Origin of the sequence: Amycolatopsis sp. CA-161197 (assembly GCF_050942255.1) — a bacterium.
Lineage (GTDB): Bacteria > Actinomycetota > Actinomycetes > Mycobacteriales > Pseudonocardiaceae > Amycolatopsis.
In genome coordinates, this window is sequence record NZ_CP192059.1 from 5,082,251 (window position 1) to 5,102,271 (window position 20,021).

At 72.0% G+C, this 20,021-nt stretch carries 18 protein-coding genes; 8 read left to right on the forward strand and 10 right to left on the reverse strand.

What is annotated here, in order from left to right:
* Window positions 1-2: 2 nt before the first annotated feature.
* The 5 genes from ACQPXB_RS24140 to ACQPXB_RS24160 form a co-directional block, all read right to left on the reverse strand.
* On the reverse strand, window positions 3-833 hold the full coding sequence (locus ACQPXB_RS24140; RefSeq protein WP_364048234.1) for a carbohydrate ABC transporter permease: 831 nt from the start codon (window positions 831-833) through the stop codon (window positions 3-5).
* The gene (locus ACQPXB_RS24145; protein WP_366581963.1) at window positions 830-1,816 is read right to left on the reverse strand and encodes a carbohydrate ABC transporter permease; all 987 of its coding nucleotides are present in this window, start codon (window positions 1,814-1,816) and stop codon (window positions 830-832) included. Before ACQPXB_RS24145 ends, ACQPXB_RS24140 begins: the two co-directional genes overlap by 4 nt.
* A complete protein-coding gene (locus ACQPXB_RS24150; protein ID WP_366581964.1) occupies window positions 1,813-3,105 on the reverse strand; it encodes a sugar ABC transporter substrate-binding protein in 1,293 nt (430 codons plus the stop codon). The genes ACQPXB_RS24145 and ACQPXB_RS24150 overlap by 4 nt, the downstream gene beginning before the upstream one ends.
* Window positions 3,106-3,718: 613 nt before the next feature.
* Entirely contained in the window at window positions 3,719-4,495 is a 777-nt protein-coding gene (locus ACQPXB_RS24155; protein ID WP_432856211.1) for a hypothetical protein, read from the reverse strand.
* Window positions 4,496-4,609: 114 nt separating this feature from the next.
* The gene (locus ACQPXB_RS24160; protein WP_432856214.1) at window positions 4,610-5,542 is read right to left on the reverse strand and encodes a MurR/RpiR family transcriptional regulator; all 933 of its coding nucleotides are present in this window, start codon (window positions 5,540-5,542) and stop codon (window positions 4,610-4,612) included.
* A 181-nt stretch (window positions 5,543-5,723) separates the two neighbouring features.
* On the opposite strand from ACQPXB_RS24160, the gene ACQPXB_RS24165 reads away from it, so the two are divergent.
* Entirely contained in the window at window positions 5,724-6,848 is a 1,125-nt protein-coding gene (locus ACQPXB_RS24165; protein ID WP_432856217.1) for an alpha/beta hydrolase, read from the forward strand.
* Between the two features lie 176 nt (window positions 6,849-7,024).
* Here ACQPXB_RS24165 and ACQPXB_RS24170 read toward each other — a convergent pair whose 3' ends face one another.
* A complete protein-coding gene (locus ACQPXB_RS24170) occupies window positions 7,025-7,750 on the reverse strand; it encodes an FHA domain-containing protein (protein ID WP_432856220.1) in 726 nt (241 codons plus the stop codon).
* Window positions 7,751-7,805: 55 nt separating this feature from the next.
* Here ACQPXB_RS24170 and ACQPXB_RS24175 point away from each other — a divergent pair, with 55 nt between their 5' ends.
* The gene (locus ACQPXB_RS24175) at window positions 7,806-8,279 is read left to right on the forward strand and encodes a hypothetical protein (RefSeq protein WP_432856223.1); all 474 of its coding nucleotides are present in this window, start codon (window positions 7,806-7,808) and stop codon (window positions 8,277-8,279) included.
* Between the two features lie 7 nt (window positions 8,280-8,286).
* Here ACQPXB_RS24175 and ACQPXB_RS24180 read toward each other — a convergent pair whose 3' ends face one another.
* Window positions 8,287-10,518 carry a protein kinase domain-containing protein gene (locus ACQPXB_RS24180; protein ID WP_432856225.1) on the reverse strand — a complete coding sequence of 744 codons (2,232 nt, stop codon included), beginning with the start codon at window positions 10,516-10,518 and terminating at the stop codon, window positions 8,287-8,289.
* Between the two features lie 124 nt (window positions 10,519-10,642).
* Here ACQPXB_RS24180 and ACQPXB_RS24185 point away from each other — a divergent pair, with 124 nt between their 5' ends.
* Window positions 10,643-12,274 (forward strand): acyl-CoA synthetase, encoded by a 1,632-nt coding sequence (locus tag ACQPXB_RS24185; protein ID WP_432856228.1) that lies wholly within the window; start codon window positions 10,643-10,645, stop codon window positions 12,272-12,274.
* Here ACQPXB_RS24185 and ACQPXB_RS24190 read toward each other — a convergent pair.
* The gene (locus ACQPXB_RS24190) at window positions 12,250-12,750 is read right to left on the reverse strand and encodes a MarR family winged helix-turn-helix transcriptional regulator (RefSeq protein ID WP_386945748.1); all 501 of its coding nucleotides are present in this window, start codon (window positions 12,748-12,750) and stop codon (window positions 12,250-12,252) included. The two genes, ACQPXB_RS24185 and ACQPXB_RS24190, sit on opposite strands and share 25 nt — an antisense overlap.
* A gap of 176 nt (window positions 12,751-12,926) precedes the next feature.
* On the opposite strand from ACQPXB_RS24190, the gene ACQPXB_RS24195 reads away from it, so the two are divergent.
* From ACQPXB_RS24195 to ACQPXB_RS24210, 4 genes are all read left to right on the forward strand, one after another.
* Complete coding sequence (locus ACQPXB_RS24195) at window positions 12,927-15,113, forward strand: FUSC family protein (protein WP_432856231.1); 2,187 nt, start codon at window positions 12,927-12,929, stop codon at window positions 15,111-15,113.
* Window positions 15,114-15,226: 113 nt separating this feature from the next.
* Complete coding sequence (locus ACQPXB_RS24200) at window positions 15,227-15,421, forward strand: hypothetical protein (RefSeq protein ID WP_366581974.1); 195 nt, start codon at window positions 15,227-15,229, stop codon at window positions 15,419-15,421.
* A gap of 27 nt (window positions 15,422-15,448) precedes the next feature.
* Window positions 15,449-16,177, forward strand: coding sequence for a GntR family transcriptional regulator (locus tag ACQPXB_RS24205; RefSeq protein WP_432856234.1), 729 nt, complete (start codon window positions 15,449-15,451; stop codon window positions 16,175-16,177).
* Window positions 16,178-16,475: 298 nt separating this feature from the next.
* Window positions 16,476-17,717, forward strand: coding sequence for an MFS transporter (locus ACQPXB_RS24210; RefSeq protein WP_432856237.1), 1,242 nt, complete (start codon window positions 16,476-16,478; stop codon window positions 17,715-17,717).
* Here the strand turns inward: ACQPXB_RS24210 and ACQPXB_RS24215 are convergent.
* Entirely contained in the window at window positions 17,608-18,696 is a 1,089-nt protein-coding gene (locus ACQPXB_RS24215) for a mandelate racemase/muconate lactonizing enzyme family protein (RefSeq protein WP_432856240.1), read from the reverse strand. The two genes, ACQPXB_RS24210 and ACQPXB_RS24215, sit on opposite strands and share 110 nt — an antisense overlap.
* Before the next feature lie 112 nt (window positions 18,697-18,808).
* Between ACQPXB_RS24215 and ACQPXB_RS24220 the strand changes: the two genes are divergently transcribed.
* Window positions 18,809-19,348 carry a dihydrofolate reductase family protein gene (locus ACQPXB_RS24220; RefSeq protein WP_432856243.1) on the forward strand — a complete coding sequence of 180 codons (540 nt, stop codon included), beginning with the start codon at window positions 18,809-18,811 and terminating at the stop codon, window positions 19,346-19,348.
* Here the strand turns inward: ACQPXB_RS24220 and ACQPXB_RS24225 are convergent.
* Window positions 19,331-19,999: a TetR family transcriptional regulator gene (locus tag ACQPXB_RS24225; protein WP_432856246.1), complete on the reverse strand. Its 669-nt coding sequence runs from the start codon at window positions 19,997-19,999 to the stop codon at window positions 19,331-19,333. The two genes, ACQPXB_RS24220 and ACQPXB_RS24225, sit on opposite strands and share 18 nt — an antisense overlap.
* Window positions 20,000-20,021 lie beyond the last annotated feature (22 nt).

A 20,021-nucleotide genomic window follows, 5' to 3' on the forward strand; every position in this document is an offset into this window, starting at 1 on the left:
GCTCACCCCTTCACCGCGCCGGCCGTGAGGCCCGACACCAGCTTGCGCTGCACGATCAGGAAGAAGATCAGCGCCGGGATCGCGTACACGACCGACGCCGCCATGATGCCGCCCCAGTCGACCGAGAACGCGGTCTTGAACGACGAGAGCCACACCGGCAGCGTCTGTTTCGGCTTGTCCTGCATGAACACCAGCGCGAACAGGAACTCGTTCCACGCGGTGATGAAGCTGAACACCGACGTGGTCACCAGACCCGGGCCCAGCAGCGGCAGCGTCACGCGGCGGAACGCGCCCGCGCGGCTGCAGCCGTCGATCATCGCGGCCTCTTCGAGGTCGTACGGGATGCCGTTGATGAACCCGTAGAGCATCCACACGGTGAAGGGCAGCGACGTCGCGAAGTACACCAGCAGCAGCGAGGGCAGCGTGTTGAGCAGCCCGAGGTCGCGCATCAGCAGGTACATCGGGATGAACAGCGCCGAGAGCGGCGCCAGCTGCGCGACCAGGATCAGCAGCAGGAACCCCTTGCGCCCCTTGAAGCGGAACCGCGCGAGCGGGATCGCCGCGAGCACCCCGACGACCAGCGCCGCGAGGACGGCCCCGAGCGTGACGATGAGGCTGTTGCTCAGGTAGGTCACGAACCCCGGCTTGGTGAGCGCCGACGCGAAGTTGGCCAGCGTCGCCGAAGTGGGGAACAGGTCGTACTTGGGGGAGAGCACCTCGCCCGGCGTCTTGAGCGACGTGGTGAACATCCAGTACGTCGGGAAGAAGAACAGCAGCGCGACGAGCACGCCGACCACCGAGAGCGTGACCCGCTGGGTCAGGGACTTCCTCACGCGAGCTCACCGTCCTTCGAACGAACCAGCAGCTGCACGTACCGCCCGGTGACCAGCAGCAGGAGCACCAGCATGATGGTGGCGATCGCGGCGGCCGAACCGAAGTGGCTGCCCGCGATGCCCTTGAGGTACTGCAGGATCGCGAGCGTCGTGCTCGCGCCGTCGGGCCCGCCCTGGCGGATCGCCCAGACCTGGCCGAACATGTTGAAGTCCCACAGCACCGACAGGAACGTGACCATCGTCAGGATCGGCCGGATCGCGGGCCAGCTGACCGCGCGGAACGTCTGCCACGGCCCGGCGCCGTCGATGCCCGCGGCCTCGTACTGCTCCCGCGGCACGCCGAGCAGGCCCGCGTACAGCGTGAACGCCACGAACGGCACGGCCTGCCACAGCACCAGCAGCCCGATCACCGTGAGCGTGCTCGCGCCGGTGGAGAACCACGAGTAGCCGATGAACGAGTGGAACCCCAGCCGGTCCAGGGTCTTGTTCAGGATCCCGTACTGCTGGTCGAAGATCCACTGGAACACCGTGGTCGTCGCGATCACCGGCACGGCCCAGGCGAGCACGAGCGAGATCTGCAGGATGATCCGGACCACCGGGTTGAGGTGGCGCATGAGCACGGCGATGACCAGCGCGACCAGCAGCGTGGCCGCCACCAGCAGGGCGGTGAACACGACCGTCCGCACCGCGACCGACCAGAACTCCGGGTCGGTCAGCTCTTCGGTGTAGTTGTCGAACCCGATCCACACGGCCTTGCCGGTCACGAGCTCGTGCAGGTCGAGCTTGCGCAGGCTGATGCCGAGCATCTGGATCGTGGGCCAGCCGAGCAGCACCAGCACCGCGACGAGGGCGGGCAGGAGCAGCAGGTACGGCATCATCCGCTCGCCGATCCCGACCCGGCGCCGCGGCTTCTCCGGGGTGACGCGCGCCGATGCCGGCGGGGTGGCCCCCGCCGGCATCGGCACGACTTTGGTGGCGGTCATCCGCCGATGATCTTGTCGAGGGCGGCGTTGGCGTCAGCCGTGGCCTGGTCGATCGACTTCTTCCCGGTCAGATACGCCGTGAGCATGTCCTTCAGCGGGTTCTGGCCGGCCTCGACCTCGCCCCACTTCGGGCTGGTGGGCACTGCGCGGCCGTTCTTCGAGGCCTTCGCCATCACGCCGCCGAGCGGGTCTTTGTCCAGCGCGCTGGTGTCGGTCGAGGTGCCCGGCACGTAGCCGGCGGCGGCCATCTGGCTCATGTACTTGGTGCTGGTGAGCAGCTTCAGGTAGTCCTTGGCGAGGTCCGCGTGCTTGCTGTTGAGCGGGATCACCAGGTTCGAGCCGCCGAGGAACACCGGGGCCGACTGGCCGGCGGTCTTGCTCGGGATCGGGAACGCGCCGGTCTTGTCGGCGATGCTCGGGTCGGTCTTCGCGGCCGTGGCGACCTCGCCCGGCGTGCCGATGAACATCGCGACCTTGCCGCCGCCGTAGATGCCGGCCTGCTGCGGCGTGGCCTCGTCGTTGTCCTTCGGCGCGGTGGTGCCGGAGGCGTCCACGAGCTGCTTGTAGAACTCGAGGCCCGCCTTCGAACCGGCCGAGTCGAGCGTCGACTTGAAGCCCTTGCCTTCGGCCTTGGCGACGTCGCCGCCGTTGTCCCAGATGAACGACAGCAGGGCGTACCAGTACTGACCCGGCAGGTACAGCGGCTGGAAGTCCTTGTCGCTGCCGAACTTCGCCTTCAGCTTGGCGATGTCGTCGAGCCACTCCGCGTCCGTGGTCGGCGGCGCGGTGATGCCGGCCTGTTCGAACATGTCCTTGCGGTAGAGGACTTCGCGGTTGGCGGCGTAGAACGGCACGCCGTAGGTCTTGCCCTCGTACTCGCCCGAGGCCTTGAGCCCGGTGAGCCACTGCGAGCCGTTGAGGCTGTTGACGTCGGCCGACAGGTCGGTGAGCACCTCGTCGGAGGCGAACGCCGGGGTCTGGGTGTTGCCGACCTCGATCACGTCGGGCGGGGTGTCGCTCGCGAGCGCGGTGGTCAGCTTCTGCTGGATGCCGTTCCACGGCTGGATCTGGTAGTTGACCTTGACCCCGGCGTGGGCCGCCTCGAACTCCTTGTTGAGGGCACCCGTGAGGCTGTCCGGCGCGGAGCCGTCCATGAGCCAGACCGTGAGCGTGCCACCGTCCGAACCACCCGAGCCGGACGCGGTGTCACCGCCGCCCGAACCGGCACACCCGGCTGTCGCGAGGGTGAGGGCGGCGGCACCCGCCGCCAGTTTGAGCCAGCGCTTCACTTGTCTGTCCTTTCGGTGTCCGGCCCCCAGGCCGGTCGAGTGACAAATGGTGTAGACCAATGTTGAGCAGAGTGGTCCGGACCACAGCTGGTGTCAAGCCGGTTGCCAAGACGTTGTAATCGCGACGCGGAGTTTGACGCTGCGTGTCCGGCCGGTTACCAACGCGCGGCGCAAAAGTGCAGGTGGCGCACCGGAAAACCTTTACCGGGCAGGGTTTGTCCCGCCGTGGCGGTTGTTCGTGAAGACCTCGCCGGAACGCGGGACGCGGACAGAAGCTGTCCGCGAAAAGGGGCGCGGCCCGGTCCAGTGGTACGGGCTGGTCCGCCTGGCGCGCGGACGGCGGGAAATCGGCGCGGCTCGGCGAGGCCTCGGAACGGACATCGCTCCCGCGAGCGTACGGAAGGCCGCTGCCGTGGTTCGAGCGGGCGGGTCCCGCTGTCCGGGACACCGCGAACCGACTGCCGGGCAAAGGGCCGGAGATACGGAAAGGCCCCGCCCGGCGGGTGCCGGGCGGGGCCGTGGTGCGCTCCCCGAGCGGGTCAGGGCCGACCGTTCGGCGGTGGACCGAGCGGTGCGGGATCGTGCGGCGTTCGAAGGTCCAGTGGCGGACCGGTCAGTGGTTGACCTTGAACCACGGCTGCGACCAGCCGAGGTAGGTCTGGCCCCACTTGCTCTTGATCTCCGAGATCGTGGTCTGGGTGTAGGTGCCCGCGCCGTGGATGTCGTTCGACAGGAACTGGCCGCCGCCGATGGAGATCATGGTGTGGCCCGCGCCGCCGTTGGAGAAGAAGGCGAGGCCGCCGGCCGGCACGTTCTGGTCGCCGGCGTGCTTGTACTGCGCGGGGATCTGGGTCCAGTGCACGTACGCGGTCTCGGACCCGCTGGCGGAGAACCCGTAGTTCTGGGCGTTGATGCGGTCGCACCAGCCGTCGTAGGACGCGATGTTGGTGGTGTGCACGCGGGTCTTGGCGTACGCCACGGCCTCCGCGCAGGTCTTCGCGTCACCCAGACCCGAGGTGGAGCAGGTGCTCTGCGGCGGCGTCGGGACCCCGGTGCAGTCCGGGGCGATGCGGCCGTCGGAACCGGTGTAGACGTAGGTGTCGGTGATGTAGCCGCCCTTGGCGGCGACGTGGTCCCAGATGTTGCTGGTGCCGTACTTGCCGGTCACGGTGTCGCCGGTGGTCTGGCAGTCGATGACCACGGCCGTGCCGTCGGCGATGGTGCCGACGGAGCTCGCGCCGGTGCCGGGCGCCGAGCGCACCGTGAGCGGCGCGCCGGAGTCGGTGTGCACGGTGCCGCTGGCGTCGGCGCCCAGCGCCGGCGCGATGCCCGACAGCGTCAGTGCCGCGGCGAACGCGACCAGGCCCAGCGTGCGTTTCGCGATTCTCATCCTCGGTCCTCCTGATCCCCAGTGGGTGTGGGAACCAGGTTCGCCCGAGCCGATACACGCGCCGTACAAATGCGATCACGCCGGCCCTGAACCCCGGACATTCCTGGCGCGCGGTCAGCCCTTGCGGGGGTTGCCGGACTTGCGCCGCGGCACGTAGTCGCGGCTGTCGCCCTGGATCAGCCGCGAGCGCAACGTGGTGAGCAGCTCCGAGGTCCGGTTGGCGTGGTCCTCGTCGCGCGAGGCCAGCCCGAGCAGCAGCGCGTCGGCCAGCACCTCGGCGCTGAGCATCTCGCCGGTGAAGTTGCTGGGGGAGTGCGTCGCCCGCAGCGCCACGGCCACGCGGTCGCCGAACACGGGCGCGAGCGAGTCGGTGATCAGCAGCGTGTGCGCGCCGACCTCGCGCGTGCGGTCGAGCAGCACCTCGATGTCGCCGAGGAGCCGGCTGGGCAGGAACAGCACCACGACGTCGCCCTCGCCGAGGCCGAGCAGGTCGTCGGCGAGGCGGAACCCGGTGGCGCCGCTGGCGCGGGCGCGCCGCCCCATCCGGCCCAGGCGCAGCGCGACGTACCCGGCGAGGAAGCTCGACGGGCCGATGCCGAAGGCCAGCACCTCACGCGCGCCGGCCAGCAGGTCGACCGCCTTCTCGAAGTCCTCCTCCGAGACGAGGCGCCAGGTCTCGGCCAGCCGTTCCGTCGCCTCGGTGAACACGCGCGCGAGCACGGTCGTGGGCTCGCCGGTCGGCTCGCCGATCTGGCGGTGGCGCAGCTCGATCGACGGGCTGGTCTCGGTGACCACCTGCCGGGCGAGGTGCTGGCGCATGTCGGCCAGGCCGCTGTAGCCGAGCGTCTTGGCGGTGCGGACCACGGTGGCGTCGCTCGTGCCCGTGGCCGAGCCGATCTGCTCGGCGGTGGCGAAGATCGCCTCGCGCGCGTGGTGGCGCAGGTACTCGGCGACGGCGCGCTCGGCCCGCGACATCCCGGCGAGGCGGCCGGTGATCCGCTCGGTGAGCGAATCGCCGCCGTCGGCGGGGGTGGCGTCGTCGGGCATCGGATCACTCTCCTGTCGGCTCGCCTGCATCGTAGTGGTCCGCGGCGCCGCCGTGTGCGGGACCACAGTGGACGGTGTGGCGTGCCCCGCCGATCCGCGGCGCGGGTTGCCCGCCGGGAATGGGGTGGCTAGGGTCCGTGTTAGTCATTTTTGGTGACTAATTCGACCCGAGGGGCCCATGATGTCGGTGATCGAGCTGACGACCTTCACGGTCCGTCCCGAGCGGACCCAGGCGATGCTGGACGCCCGCCCGGGCATGGTGGAGGCGTTCCGCCGGGACCGGCGCGGATTCGTGGCCGCGCGCCTGGTGCGGGTTTCGGCGGACACCTGGCTGGACTTCGTCGAGTGGACCGACGACACGGCGTGGGACGCCTCGCGGGCGAAGGGGGCGAACCAGCCGGAGATCGCCGCGTTCTTCGCCACGCTCGACACTCTGGTGAGCTCCGAGCGGGGCGTCCGCTACGACGACCCGGCGGGCGCGAGGGTCCGGACCATTGCGTACGGGCCTTCGCCGTCGCAGGTGGGGGAGCTGTACCGGCCCGAGGGAGCCGGGCCGTTCCCGGTGGTGGTGCTCGCCCACGGCGGGTTCTGGACGGCGCTGTACGACCGCCGCCAGATGACCCGCCTGGCCGACGACCTCGTCGCGCGCGGGTTCGCGGTGTGGAACGTCGAGTACCGCCGCCTGGGCGAACCCGGCGGCGGCTGGCCGGGCACCTTGACCGACTTCGCCGCGGCCGTGGACGCCGTCGCCACCCTCGACCCGGCGCTCGACGTCTCGAAGGTGGTCCTCGTCGGCCACTCCGCCGGCGGCCAGCTCTCGGCCTGGGCCGCGGGGCGCTCGGCTCTGCCCGCTTCCGCGCCCGGCGCGGGCCCGAAGATCACGCCGGTCGCCGTCGTGTCCCTCGCCGGCCTGCTCGACCTGCGCGGGGCCGCCGACGCCCGCCTCGGCCGTGAACTGGCCGACCCGGATCTGCCGGCTCCGGCCGGCGCCCCTGTCGAAGCAGACCCCGCGTACGTCCCGGCCGTCGCCGCCCTCGCCGGCGACGGCCTGGTCGCCGCCCTCCTCGGCGGCACCCCGGCCGCGGTCCCGGACCGCTACACCGTCGCCACCCCGGCAGACACGGGCGTCCCGTTGCTGATCGTCCACGGCGACGCGGACGAGATCGTCCCGGCCGCCCAGGCCAGCAGCCCCTACGCCGCCGAGACCCTCAACGTCCCGGGCGCGGGCCACTTCGAGGTGATCGACCCGGCGAACCCGTCGTGGGAGCGCGTGGTGGCGTGGCTGGAGACGAAGCTCGCCGTGTGACCAGCCCCGGTCGCCGCGGTGCCGCACATGGCCGCCACTCGTCCGGCTTTGCGCGGGTTTGCCCGGGTCCGTGCTCGTCGGGTGGTTCGGCAGCTGGCCCAGCCGGTCGGCGTGGCGACGGTGGTCACGGTGCGGATCTTCGCCGAGGACTTCCGGCCGCCGCACCGTGGCGCCGGTCAGTCGAGCCGGTCCAGGACGTCGAGGTCGGCGCGGGTCAGGGAGTTCGTGGTGATCGCCAGCTCCGTCAGCAGGTTGTGGTTGAGCGAGTTCCCGATCGGCTCCGGCACCTCCGTGCGCTTGAGCCCGCGCACGGCGGCGATCACGCGGTCGACCTTCTTCACGTCCCACTCGCCGCCCGGCTCGAGCGCGCCCATGATCTCGGCGACGTGGCCGCGGCTCATGGGCTGCGGCTGGATCTCCCGCCGCAGGTACTGCTGGCCGAGAACCGTGAGGACGAGCCGCTGGGCGGGAGTGAGGTCCCACCGCCGGCCGGGCAGGGTCGGGCCGGTGACGGGCATCGGGCGGTTGTGGTCGGGCGCGTTGACGCGGACTTCGAGCGGGTGCTTGCGCCCGCCCGAGCCGACCACGAGCAGCGTGGTGAAGCCGGCCGGCAGCGGTTCGGGCTCGTCGTCGGAGTGCAGCAGCCGCGTGGGGGAGAACTCGATCGGCGTGTGGCCGGAGTTGCTCAGCAGCCACCAGCCCCGCCGGTAGGTCAGCGCGCCGTGCTCCCGGCTCACGCGCGGGTCGTCCTCGCCGACCTTGACGCCGTCCGGGCCGGGCTGCCGGCCGAACGGCAGCCGCGCGTACTCGGCGGGCAGCACCACGGCCGTGCCCGCCAGGCCGCGGACGACGACGGCGCCCGGTGTCTCGGACGCGGGATCGTCAGCGGGAAAAGGAGCCACCTCGGGTCCTCTCGAATCGGGGACCGGTCCCGTCGCAGGCCGGTACGGTGCGCGCATGGATCTTCGCACCACCGCCAGGGCGGCCGCCGCCGCGGCTCTGCTCGCCGCCCTCACCGCGTGCGGGAGCGACCCGGCCCCCGCGGCGGCGCCGCCGGCGACCTCCGCACCCGCGCCGTCCACCTCGGTCGCCCCGCCCTCGTCCTCGGTGCCCGACCGCGAGCCCCACACCCTCGTGCTCAACGCGACGGGCGAGGGCAAGCTGACCCAGATCAAGTACACCCTCGACGGCGAGACGAAGCAGACCGGCGCGGTGACCCTGCCGTGGCGCCAGTCGCTCACCGTGCCCGCCGACGGCAAACCGCACCAGTGGACACTCGAAATCTCCTACGCGGGTGGCACCAAGGGCACCGTCGACATGTTCTCGATCGTCGACGGCAAGGAAGGCATCCACACCGGCGCCGCCGGCGCGGGTTCGCCCGGCTCGCACATCAGCGGCAGCGCGTCCGTCGGCGGGACCGTACAGGGCTGAAAAGCGCTCACACCGGCCCGGCGTCGGGGGTCCACCAGTCGATCAGCGCGAACGGATCGTTGCCGCGGTGGGCGACCGTCTCGATGCCCGTCGCGTCGTCCGTCCACTTGAGCACGCGCTCGCCGCTGGGATCCTCGGTCGCACAGGAAAGCCGGCCCGTGCGCCCGCCGCGTGAGTACGGCCGGTCGCCCGAGAAGTCCTTCGGCAGGCTCGTGCACGCGGCCTCGCTGTCGCCGGTGCTGTTGAACACCTGCCGCATCGTCGCGGCGTCGGGCAGCTGGTAGTAGACCACCAGCCCGGCGCCGCTCGTCCGTCCACACGCGACAGCCGCGACCGCGGTCACCGCACCGAGGTCCTGCCACTTCTGGTCCGCTGACGGGCGCACGCAGTTCAACCGCGACTGCGGCGGCACGTGCTGCAGCAACGCGCGCTCGGCGTCAGTGGGGAACGCCGGTGTGGCGTGGGTGTTCACCTCGCTCACGATCCGGCCCAACGGCGCGAGGTGCCACTGCGACCACCACCCGCCGGTGGCGTCGGGCGAGGAACCCGTGACGTGGCCGATCATCGAGAACGCTTCGAGGCTCCAGTCCATCGCCACCGTGCCCTCGGGACCGGGGTGGCACAGCACCTGCCCGAGGTCCACGCTGAGCCAGTCGAATCGCGTCGTGCCGAGGAAAGCGCCCGGGCACCCGCTGCCGCTGGGCGCTTTCGCCGCGCCGACGAGACCGGTGAACGCCGAGCGCAGCGCCGGCACGTCGGCGAACCGGTAGTACGACACCTGGCGGGCGCCCGTGCCCTGCGGCGTGCAGGTGATCCCCGCGACGGCCCCCGAGTACGCGTCGAGGTCCGCGGGTGCCGCTCGCCGGCACGCAGAGCCGGCGGCGACGTCGAGGAGGGCCTTCTCGTCCGGGGTGGGAAACGCGGCGGGAGCCCAGTTCGTCCAGCCGGCCCACGCCCTGCGCAGCGCGACGTCGTCGGGTGCTTCGGCGCGGGTGACGGTGCGGGCCTGCTCGTCGGTCCAGACCACCGTCGCGGTGCCGTCGCGGTCCTGGCACAGCACTCGTCCCCGCGCGGGCCCGGTCGCGGGGTACCGGTGTTCGCCGCCGGGCGCGCTCGCGCAGTCGCCCTGGTCCGTGTCGACGCCGGCCCCCGTGACAGCCTCGGCGTACGCGGCCGCGACCTGCTGCGCAGTCGCGTAGAGCGCCGTGGTCGTCGCCTGCCCGGACGCGTCGTGGCACGTCACCGTGGCGGTCGCGCCGGGTGCCGGGCGGTTCGCCGCGGCGCACCCGTCGCGCAGAGCGGTCGGCACGCGGGCCAGCGTCGAGTCGGCGGTGCCCGGCGAACCGCCGGTGGTGAACCACAGCACGAGCAAGCCCGCCACCACGAGCGCGGCGGCCGGGATGCCCACGACCTGCCATCGGCGTTTGCGGCGCCAGGCCCGTTCGGCAGCCCGGGTCGTGGCCACGAGGTCGTCGACGAGCTCCGCGCACGTCCGGTGCCGCTTGGCCGGATCCCGGTCGAGGGCGCGGCGCAACGCGGCGACGCCCGGGTGCGCGAAGTCGGCGTGGTGGTGCGGCGGACTGCCGGAGAGACATTCGTAGAGCACGCACGCCAGCGCGTACACATCGGCGGCCGCGCCGACCGGCCGGCCCTCGCGCTGCTCCGGCGCGGCGTAGTTCATCGTGCCCAGGAACCCGCCGGTCGCCGTGAGCCGCGTGAGGTCGAGGTTGCGCGCGATGCCGAAGTCGCACAGGTACACGCCACCGGTCGCGGCTTCGAGCAGGATGTTGCCCGGCTTCACGTCGCGGTGCACGAGGTTGCGGGCGTGCGCGGCGTCCAGCGCGGCGCCGACCCCGCGTCCGATCGCCACGGTCTGCTCGAACGACAGCGCGCCGCGCCGGTGGATCAGCCGTGCGAGGTTCGTGCCGGGCACGAACTGCATCGCGAGGTAGCCGAGGTGCCCGTCGGCGGAGAACCCGGCGTCGTAGGACGCGACGACGTGCGGGTGGTCCAGCGCCAGCGCGATGCTCGTCTCACGCTCGAAGCGCCGGCGGAACCCCGGCTCGGCCATGAACTCCGGCCCGACGACCTTGAGCGCCACCGGCCGTTGCGCCACGAGGTCGTAGGCCTCGAAGACCTCGCTCATGTTCGTCTTGGCGAGCTGGCGCAGCAGCCGATATCGGGGCAGCCGGCCGGTGATGTCCGGCCGATCGAGCGTCGGTGCTTCCGTCTCGTCCACTTCTTCGTCCCCCGAGGTGCGCCGACGGAGCTTAACCGGTGACGCTCGGGTGCCGCTCGGCTCGGCCGCTTGCGGCCGCGCGCCAGGGTTGCGCCCCGCGCGGCGGTGGATGAAACTCCGGACCATGCCGAGCCCGTTCAGCGCCGAAACCGGCGAAGCGATCCAGCACGCGCGTCAACACTCCGTCGGTGACCTGCTGCGGCGCACGGCCGCGCGGTACCCGGACAAGGTCGCCGTGGTCGACGGTGAGCGGCGGCTGAGCTTCGCGGAGTTCGACGCGGCCGTGAACCGCTGCGCCCACCGCCTCGCCGAGCGCGGGCTCGCCAAGGGCGACCGGCTCGCGCTGCTGAGCCACAACTGCCTGCAGTACGTGGTGCTGACGTTCGCGACGGCCCGGCTCGGGGTCGTTCTCGTGCCCGTCAACTTCATGCTGGGCGCCGACGAGATCGCCTACATCCTCGGCCACGCCGGAGCGTCCGGGCTGATCGCGGAAGACGCGCTGCTCGCCACGGGAGCCGCGGCGCTGGAGCGCGCCGGGCTCGGGGACGTGGTGCGCGGCCGCCTCGGCGGCACCGCCGAAGACTGGGCAGACTGGGAAGACGTCGACACCTGGATCGACGGCCCGGGCGACGAGACCGACCCCGGCGTGGCCGTCGCCGACGACGACCCGCTGCGGCTGATGTACACCTCCGGCACCGAGTCGCGGCCGAAGGGCGTGCTGCTGTCGAGCCGTTCGCTGATCGCGCAGTACGTGTCGTGCGTGATCGACGGCGGCATGAGCGCCGACGACGTCGAGGTCCACTCGCTGCCGCTGTACCACTGCGCACAGCTGGACTGCTTCTTCTCCGTGGACGTCTACCTCGGCGCCACCAGCGTGATCCTGCCCGGCCCGGACCCGGCCGCGCTGCTGGCGGCCGTCGAGCGCGAGCGCGCCACGAAGCTGTTCGCGCCGCCGACGGTGTGGATCTCGCTGCTGCGCCACCCGGCGTTCGACACCACCGACCTCTCCAGCCTGCGCAAGGGCTACTACGGCGCTTCGGCGATGCCGGTCGAGGTGCTGCGCGAGCTGGCCCGGCGGCTGCCGGGCGTCGAGTTCTGGAACTTCTACGGCCAGACCGAAATGGCGCCGCTCGCCACGATCCTGCGCCCGCACGAGCAACTGCCGAAGGCCGGCTCGGCGGGCCGGGCTTCGCTCAACGTCGAGACGCGCATCGTCGACGAGGACGGCCGCGAGCTGCCGCCGGGGGAGGTCGGCGAGATCGTGCACCGCAGCCCGCACGCGACGCTCGGCTACTACGAGGACGAGGAGAAGACGGCCGCCGCGTTCGCCGGCGGCTGGTTCCACTCCGGTGACCTCGGCGTGCTCGACGACGAGGGCTACCTGTCCGTGGTGGACCGCAAGAAGGACATGATCAAGACCGGCGGCGAGAACGTGGCCAGCCGCGAGGTGGAGGAAGCCCTCTACCGCCTGGACGGCGTGGCCGAGGTCGCGGTGTTCGGCGTCGCGCACCCGCGCTGGATCGAAGCGGTGACGGCGGCCGTCGTCCCGCGCGAGGGCGTGGAGCTGACGGCCGAGGCCGTGCTCGCCCACGCGCGGGAGCACCTGGCCGGCTACAAGTGCCCGAAATACGTGGTCTTCACCGACGCGCTGCCGAAGAACCCGAGCGGGAAGATCGTGAAGCGGGCACTGCGAGACACCCACGCGGACCTGGCCGCGGGGGAGCAGGGCGCTCAGTCGTCGGGCGCCGTCAGGTAACGCCGGGCGACGGCCTTGTTGTAACGGCTCAGCAGCGAGCCGAAGGCGCGCAGGTCCTCTTCGCTCCAGTCGCCGAGCAGCTCCGCGGACGCGTTGCGGCGGCGCGACTGCGTCACGCGCATGCGGTGGCGCCCCTCCTCCGTCGGCGTGAGGATGCTGCGCCGGCGGTCGGCGGCCGAGGGGCTGCGCTCGACGAGTCCTTTGCCGAGCAGCACCGAGCCCTGCCTGCCGACGGTGGACGGGTCTAGCCCGAGTGCCCCGGCGAGCGTTCCGACGTCCGCCGAACCCAGTTCGTCCAAAGTGCGCAGCAGCAGGTACTCCGCTTGGTCCAGTTCGGCGTAGGCGTCGGTGCGCCGCCGCAGCAGCTCGAAGTTGCGCACGAGCACTGCGGTGGCCAGTTCGAGCACGTCGAGTGTGTCGCCGGTCTCGGCGAGCCGATCCGCGAGCTTCGAGGCTGCGAAAGTCGGTTCGATCACTCGGACTCCAAACCCCTGTATGACACCGGTATTTATCGGTATCATACCGGTGATCACTCCGAACGCACGGGAAGGCGGGTTTTGTGCTGCCCACGGCCAGGGAGTTCCGGGACAGGGTCGTCGCTTCGGATCCGGGTCTCAACCGGTTGAGATCGGCCGGTTCCGCGACCATCGGCATGGCCAGCGCACTGGCGGTGGAGTACCTCGTCGCCAAGCTCACCGGTGCCGACGCCATGGGCACGCTCACCTCGATGCTGCTCGGCGCGGTCGTCGGGATGATGGGCGCGATGGCGCTCGGCGACGGCAGCCGGTGGGTCAAGACCCGCACGGCCGCGTTCTTCCCGGTCGCGCTCGGCACGGGCATGACACTCGGCGTGCTCGTCGGCGACAACGGCAACCTGATGCTGGCCGTGTTCGTGCTGGTGATGTTCCTGTCGGTGTACGTCCGCAAGTTCGGCGGGCCGTTCTTCTTCTACGGCTTCATGGGCTGGATGGGCTACTTCTTCGCGGCGTTCCTGCACGCGACGTTCGCGACGCTGCCGAGCCTGCTGCTCGCCGTGGTCGTCGCGAGCGCGTGGCTGCTGCTGCTCTTCGTCACCGTGCTGAACACGAGCACCACGAGGACGCTGCGTCGCGTGCTGCGCGCGTTCGACGCGCGCGGCCGGGCCGTGGCGCGGGCGTGCGCCGACCTGCTGGCCAACCGCGACCCCAAGCAGGAGGCGCGGTTGCGGCGCCGGCTGCAACGGCGGCAGGCCCGGCTGGCCGACACCGCGCTGATGGTCGAGGGCTGGTCGGCGCAGCCGGGTGCGGTGCCGCGCGGGCGCTCGGCGGCTTCGCTGCGGCGGCAGATGGTCGACGCGCACCACCTGCTCGACGAGCTCGCCACGGCCGCGGACTCGTTGCTGCGCAGCGGTTCCGGCCTCACCGTGCTCGCCGCCGAGGTGGCCGATCGCCTGGCCCGCCGCGACGACCGCGGCGCGAGCGAGGTCGCCTACCGGCTCGCTGGGCACGCCGAGGGCACCGGCGGTGCGGGGGGCGGCTGGTGGCCTGCTCGGCACTTCGCGGCGGCGGCCCTGGAGGTCGTCGCGGTGTTCGACGCCGCGCCGAAACCCGAGGAGATCGCGGCCGAACCGGTGGACGACTTCGAACCCGCCGTCGGGCTCGCGTTCGGCAACCTGCCCGGCTCGCCCGCCGCGGCGGGCGACGTGCTGCCGCGGCAGTCGAAGTGGAACCCGTTGGCGCGGCTCGACTTCATCACACGCCAGGCGGTGCAGAGCGCGATCGCGGGCGGGCTCGCCATCCTCATCGGCAAGGAGCTGTCCTCGGCGCGCTACTACTGGGCGGTGCTGGCGGCGTTCTTCATGTTCACCGGCACGGCCACGCGCACCGAGACGTTCATCAAGGGCTTCAACCGCGTGCTCGGCACGCTGGTGGGGCTGCTCGCGTCGGTCGGGTTCGCCGAGCTGACGGCGGGCAACACCGCCGCCGTGCTGGTCACGATCTGCGGCGCGATGTTCTTCGGCTTCTACCTGATCCAGATTTCCTATGCGTACATGATCTTCTTCGTCACGATCATGGTCGGGCAGCTCTACAGCGTGCTCAACGAGTTCTCCGCGGGACTGCTGCTGCTCAGACTCGAGGAGACCGCGGCCGGCGCCGTGGCGGGGCTGCTCGTCGCGGTGCTGGTGATCCCACTGTCCACCCGGGACACCGTGCGCAACGCGCGGAACAACCTGCTGACGGCCCTCGGGGACATCCTGCAGGCCGCGGCCGAGCGGCTGGAGTACGGCAAGGCCGTGGACCCGCAGCCCGACTTCGACGCCCTCGCGCGCGCCCTGGACCACCGCCGCTACCAGCTCGCGCTCGTCGCGCGGCCGCTGACCCGGCCCATCCTGGGCGGCACGGACTCGCCGAGGCTGCGGCACCGGCTTTCGCTCTACGCGGCGCTGGCCACGCACGGCCGCGCGCTCGCCGTCGCGGTCCGCTGGCCGGAAGGCGCGTGCAGCGCAAACCCGGAAGGCCCGGTCGCGGCGTGCACGGCGCTGGCGGCGGCGGTCGAGGAGCTGGCCGCGACGCCCGTGGGCGAGCCCACGACGGCGGTGCGCGGTCCCCTGGCGAGCGCGGATGTGGCGTTGTTCGCGTACACGCCGGCGGCGCCGGGCGACCGCGCGAAGGATCCGGTGCTGCGGGCGTTGAGCCACCTGTACCTGGTGCTGCGCGACCTGACGGCGACCGGCCCGGTCGAGCTGCGTCCCGCACCGGGGCTCGTGTCGCCGGGGCCGCGGCTCTACCGGCAGATCCGGGCGGGCCTGCCGCCGCTGCCGGCCGCCGTGCCGGACCCGGTGTCGACGCGGGAGAACTGACGTCCGCGCACGAACCGTGCCCTGGGCGACCTTCCTCTCGGATCGGGCTGCGCTTTTCGGGCGGTGGAGGGGCTATCACTCTTCTGCTGGGGATTTCCGGGAGGAGGGCTCCGATGGCCGCGGAACCGAGGCAGACCGTGCAGCTGTGCCGGTGCGTGTGTTCGGTGCTGGGACACCACCACTCGGTGTGCGACGAGCTCGCCGTGCCGGGTGCCACGGTCGCGCTGGTGTCCGGCACCGACGTGCGGGCCGTGCCGGCGTGCCTCGGCTGCCACACGGCGGTCAACCGGCAACTGGCGCGCCGCTGAGCGTTCGCGGGGGACTACGCTTTCCGGGTGGCGCGACGGAAGAACCCTGCGGTGGACCTGCCCGAGCACCCGAGGCTGACCCTGCCGCCGCGCACCATCCTGCGTGACAGCGTGTACGAGGCGCTCAAGGCGATGCTCATGGACCTCGACGTCGCGCCCGGCAGCCGCCTGTCGATCGACGGCATCGCCCGGCGCCTCGACGTCTCGCCGACCCCCGTGCGCGAAGCCCTCACCAAGCTGGAGTCCGACGGCCTCGTCGCGACCCGGCCCAACGCGGGCTACGTCGTGGCGCCCGTGCTCGACGAGACCGAACTGGACCATCTGTTCGACGTCCGCGTCCTCCTGGAACCCGAGGCCGCCCGCCTCGCCGCCGGCGCCGCCTCGAAGGCGTCGGTGGAATCCTTGCGCTCGGCCTGCGCCGCCATGACCGCCCACCCCGCGGCCGACGACTACCACGCCTACCGCGACTTCGCCGTCCTCGACGCCCGCCTCCACCGCGTCATCGCGGAGGCCTCGGGAAACCCGCTGATCGCGGACGCGCTGGCCCGCCTCCACGCCCACACCCACGGCTACCGCCTGTATTTCCGCGTGGGCATCGCCGCTGAGACGACCCGCGAACACACGGCGATCGTCGACGCCATCGCCTCCCACGACGGCCCCGCCGCGGCGACCGCGATGCGGACGCACCTGGACCGCTCGCGCGCCCGGCTGCACAACGCCTACGACGCCGGATCGGAGCAGTCCGAAGAGGACTGATCCGGTGCGCGCCCGCGGGCCACTCTCCTGCTTCGCCTGACGGCTGCACGGCCCAGGCCGCGGTCCGCGGACCGACTGCGCCCGAATTTCGGAGGCGGCGGCGCGACCGGCCCTTCGGCGACCGGTGCGGGGTGAGTCGCGGTGCGTCGGGCGCAGGCTGCGCGCACCTGAATTTCGGTAGAGGGTGACCGGCCGTGTGCTGCTATGTTCGCGGGAGTCGTCCGGGCCCGCATTGGTTCGGGCCTGGCTTCCCCCGGCGTGCGTGGCTCGCCCCACCGGGTGGCGAGAAGGACTGGTCATGTCTCGCGCCGGTGGTTATCGGTCGCTGTTGGGTACGCGGGGTGCGGCGGCGTTCTTCGGGGCCGCCGCGGTGGGGCGCGTGGGGATTGCCATGACGGGGCTCGGCCTGGTGTGGCTGGTACACGCGCGCACCGGGTCTTTCGGCGCCGCCGGCCTCGCCAGCGGTGGGTTCGCGCTCGCCGAGGCGGTGGTGGGGCCGCAAGCTGCCCGGCTCATCGACAAGTTCGGGCAGACGCGCGTGCTGCCGCTGTGTCTTGTTCTGCATGGTGGCGCGATGGCCGTGGTGCTGGGGACTTCCAGCGCGGCGGTGGTGGTCGTCGCCGCCAGTGGGGCCGGCGCGGTCGTGCCGCAGCTCGGTGCGCTGTCCGGGGCGCGGTGGGTGTACCTGTTGCGAGAGCGGATCGACGAGGCGCCCACCGCGTTCTCGCTGGAGTCGCTGGCCAATGCCGGCGCGTTCCTCCTCGGCCCGGTCCTGGTCACCTCGCTCGGCGCGGCCGGACACCCGGCCCTGGCCACTGCGCTGGCCGCCGGGTTGCTTCTCAGCGGGGGAGCGGTGCTGGCCGCCCAGCGCGGCACGGCACCCCGGCCCGCGCCGAAAGTCCACACCGGACAGAAGCTGCTCGACCCGGCCTTCGTCCGGATCGCCCTGATGAACCTGGCCCTCGGCCTGCACTTCGGCACCACGCAGGTCTCGGTGAGCTCCTTCGCCCTCGGCCACCGCACCCCGGCCGCGCCGATCGTCGCCGCGTCCGGCGTCAGCGGGCTGCTGTCGGGCTGGGGCTACGGGCTGCGCCGCCACCGCGCCCCGGCCCGGCGGCAGCTGTCCGGAGCCGCCGCCTGCCTCACCGTTGCGTCCCTGCTGCTTCCCTTCGCGCCCAACGCATTCTGGCTCGCGATCGCCCTCGCCCTCACCGAGGCGGCGATCCCGCCCACGCTGGTCCTGCTGAACGTCGAGACCGAGAAGGCCGTTCACCCCACGGCGCTCACCCAGGCCTTCACCTGGAACAACTCCGCCGGCGCGGCCGGCTCCGCGCTCGCCGCGGCCCTCGCCGGACAGGCCGCCGACGCCTGGGGCGCCTCCGCCGCACTGGCGTTGGCCCTGGTCCCTGCGGCCGGTCTCCTCGTGTTGACTAGGCCACCCGGCGGTCGTCCATCGCGTCGAGGTTCCACGGGATGCCCAGGCCCGGCGTCTCCGGGGCGACGGCGTGCCCGTCGGAGATCGTCATCTCGGCGGTCGTGATGGCGCGCAACTGAGGGATGTGCTCGACGTAACGGCCGTTGGGAATCGCGGCGGTCAGGCTGACGTGCAGCTCCATCAGGAAGTGCGGGCACACCTGCACGTTGAACGCCTCCGCCAGGTGCGCGACCTTCAGCCACGGCGTGATCCCGCCGACGCGCGCGACGTCGACCTGCACGATCGAAGCGGCACCGCGGTGCAAGTAGTCACGGAACTGCGCCACGGAGTACAGGGACTCCCCGACGGCGACGGGGATCGACGTGGCGGCGGACAGCCGGACGTGGCCGGCGACGTCGTCGGCGGGCAGCGGTTCCTCGAACCAGAACAGGTCCACCGCCTCGAACGCCTTCGCCCGCCGGATGGCCTCGGCGGCGGTGAGGGATTGGTTGGCGTCCACCATCAGGTCGAACCGCGGCCCGACGGCCTCGCGCACGGCGGTGAGCCGCTCCAGGTCCTCGTGCGCCGTGGGCTTGCCGACCTTCACCTTCACCCCGCCCCAGCCCGCGGCCGCGGATTTCCGGGCGCCCGCGACGAGCTCGTCGGTGCTCAGGTGCAGCCAGCCGCCTTCGGTGTCGTAGAGCGGCACGCGCGGGGCGAACCCGCCGGCGACCCGCCACAGCGGCTCACCCGCGCGCCGGCACTTCAGGTCCCACAACGCCGTGTCGACGGCCGCGAGCGCGAGCGACGTGATCGCGCCGACGGTGGTCGCGCGCGTCGAGGCGAACAGGTCGGTCCAGACCGCCTCGACCCGGCGCGAGTCCTGGCCGATCAGCCGGGGCAGCAGGTGGTCGCGCAGCAGCGCGATCACGGCCCTGCCGCCGGTGCCGATCGTGTAGGAGTAGCCGAGCCCGGTGCCGCCGTCGGCGGTGGCCAGCTCGACGAACACCGTCTCCTGCTTGAGAAACGCCTGCACGGCGTCGGTGCGCTGCTGCTCCACTTCGAGATCGACGAGAAACGCCTCGGCCTTCACGACCACCGTCACGCGGTCCTCCTCGCTGACTTGGCAGGGACAGTGCGCGATCCTATAGGAAAATGCACCGATGAGTTTCCAGGCCCGCGCCGGTCGGTACGGGAAACGACCACGGAGGTGCGGAATGGCCAAACTGCTCTACTCGGCGGCGATGTCGCTCGACGGGTTCATCGCGGGACCCGGCGGCGACATGCAGTGGGTGAAGGAGTTTTTCGGCCCGAACCCGGAGATCGACCGGCTGGTGGCCGACATCGGCTCGCTGCTCGTCGGACGCCGCACGTACGGCGGCGACGACCCGTACCGCGACACCGAAGCCGAGGGCAAGGCCTTCGGCGGGGCCTGGGCGGGGCAGCAGTTCGTGCTCACGCACCGGCCCGCCGAGCCGGCGCCCGACGTGACGTTCGTCGACGACCTGCACCGCGGGGTCGAGCTGGCGAAGGCGGCCGCGGGGGAGAAGTACGTGAACGTCCTGGGCGCGACCGTGGGTCGCGCGTGCCTCGACGCCGGGCTGCTCGACGAGGTCCTCGTGTCGGTCCTGCCCGTGATGCTGGGCGACGGCGTGCGGCTGTTCGACCGGCCCGGTGGCGAGCCGGTGCGGCTGGAACGCAAGTCGCAGACCGAGGCCCCGCTCGCGACGAACCTGTGGCTACGCGTCGTCCGCTGAGCGGATCAGGCCGGTGAGGACGGCTTCCGTGAGGTGGCGCAGCCGCGGCGTGAACTCGACGACGCCGTGGCCCAGCCGTGGGTCCTCGCGGTAGAGCTGCGCGAGCGTGTCGGGCGGGTGCGAGATCTGCCAGAACGAGGCGGCCAGCGACGTCACGGCACCGACGACGTGGCGCCCGCCTGCCGCGCCGAGGCCGGGCAGCGTCCGCGTGAAAAGGGCGGCGATGTCCCTGACGGCTTCCAGCGTCGAGAGCTTGAACGCCCGTACCGAGTCCAGGGACACGTGCCGCTCGAGCGTCAAGGGCGCGTGGGCGAGCAGGTCGCAGAACAGCGGCCGTTCGTCGAGCGTGCGCGCGATGACGTCGGCGACCTCGGCCGGCGTCGCGCCGGTGGTCTCGTCCAGTGCCGCGTGCAGGCCTGCGGCCCAGCCGCGCCAGCCCTCGGCCGTGAGGTGCAGGTAGATCTCCTCGCGCGTCTCGAAGTACCGCAGCAGCGCCGACTTGTGCACGCCGACCTCGCCGGCGATGTCCCCGAGCGTCACCGACCGCACGCCGTCGCGGGTCGCGAGCGTGCGCGCCGCGGCGAGGATCGCGTCGCGACGCTGCTCCTTGTGCTCGGGACGCCGGGCGCGCTGGAACTCGGAGGTGACCACCTGCACAGTTTACCGCAACGCC

Bases quoted from the DNA above. Each gene is read 5' to 3' on its own strand.
- ACQPXB_RS24220 (WP_432856243.1), top strand. From the start codon at position 18,809: ATGGCCAAACTGCTCTACTCGGCGGCGATGTCGCTCGACGGGTTCATC.
- ACQPXB_RS24185 (WP_432856228.1), top strand. From the start codon at position 10,643: ATGCCGAGCCCGTTCAGCGCCGAAACCGGCGAAGCGATCCAGCACGCG.
- ACQPXB_RS24145 (WP_366581963.1), bottom strand. From the start codon at position 1,816: ATGACCGCCACCAAAGTCGTGCCGATGCCGGCGGGGGCCACCCCGCCG.
- ACQPXB_RS24195 (WP_432856231.1), top strand. From the start codon at position 12,927: ATGGCCAGCGCACTGGCGGTGGAGTACCTCGTCGCCAAGCTCACCGGT.
- ACQPXB_RS24165 (WP_432856217.1), top strand. From the start codon at position 5,724: ATGTCGGTGATCGAGCTGACGACCTTCACGGTCCGTCCCGAGCGGACC.
- ACQPXB_RS24160 (WP_432856214.1), bottom strand. From the start codon at position 5,542: ATGCCCGACGACGCCACCCCCGCCGACGGCGGCGATTCGCTCACCGAG.
- ACQPXB_RS24155 (WP_432856211.1), bottom strand. From the start codon at position 4,495: ATGAGAATCGCGAAACGCACGCTGGGCCTGGTCGCGTTCGCCGCGGCA.
- ACQPXB_RS24200 (WP_366581974.1), top strand. From the start codon at position 15,227: ATGGCCGCGGAACCGAGGCAGACCGTGCAGCTGTGCCGGTGCGTGTGT.
- ACQPXB_RS24210 (WP_432856237.1), top strand. From the start codon at position 16,476: ATGTCTCGCGCCGGTGGTTATCGGTCGCTGTTGGGTACGCGGGGTGCG.
- ACQPXB_RS24175 (WP_432856223.1), top strand. From the start codon at position 7,806: ATGGATCTTCGCACCACCGCCAGGGCGGCCGCCGCCGCGGCTCTGCTC.